The sequence below is a fragment of the Oleiphilus sp. HI0043 genome (assembly GCF_001634935.1).
The window spans coordinates 1-678 of record NZ_LWEY01001762.1 but is presented as its reverse complement, the minus strand read 5'-3'; the positions used below and the strand labels follow the sequence as shown (position 1 = coordinate 678).

Annotated in this window: 1 protein-coding gene; it reads right to left on the bottom strand. The window is 44.2% G+C overall.

Annotation, left to right across the window (positions count from 1 at the left end; genetic code table 11):
• On the bottom strand, positions 1-670 hold a 670-nt coding region (locus A3729_RS27205), incomplete at its 3' end, for an ABC transporter ATP-binding protein (RefSeq protein ID WP_082882191.1).
• Positions 671-678: the final 8 nt, after the last annotated feature.

Below are 678 nucleotides of genomic sequence, written 5' to 3'. Positions count from 1 at the left end.
GAACAGTGCTCATGGGTTTATCAAGTTCTAGCACAAAGGTTTCCAGATGCAATTGCTGTAATAAAGATTGCTTACTGGTATTTGTCAGAATTTTCCCTTGATCAATAATCGCAATGTTGCGGCATAGCGCTTCCGCCTCTTCCAGGTAGTGCGTCGTTAAGATAATTGTCGTACCCTGCTCATTGATTTCCTTTAGAAACTCCCACATTGAGCGTCGCAATTCGATATCTACACCCGCTGTGGGCTCATCAAGAATGAGCAATTTAGGCTTATGCACTAAAGCTCTGGCGATCATTAACCTTCTCTTCATACCCCCGGAGAGCATACGGGATGGTTCATTCCGTTTATCCCACAAGCCCAGTTTCTTCAGATAATGATCACAACTTTCCTCAGCTTCTGAAACGGGAATACCATAATAACCAGCCTGAGTAATAACGATATCACGGACCTTCTCGAACTGGTTGAAGTTAAACTCCTGAGGCACCACACCTAAACAGGTCTTTGCCTTAACCAACTGTTTATCGATGTCGTGGCCAAATATTTTGACCTCTCCAGAACTTTTATTAACCAAGGAAGAAACAATACCAAGTGTCGTTGATTTCCCCGCACCGTTAGNCCCCAATAAAGCGAAGAAGTCACCCTGCTCGACACTGACACTGACATTCTGCAAAGCGACAT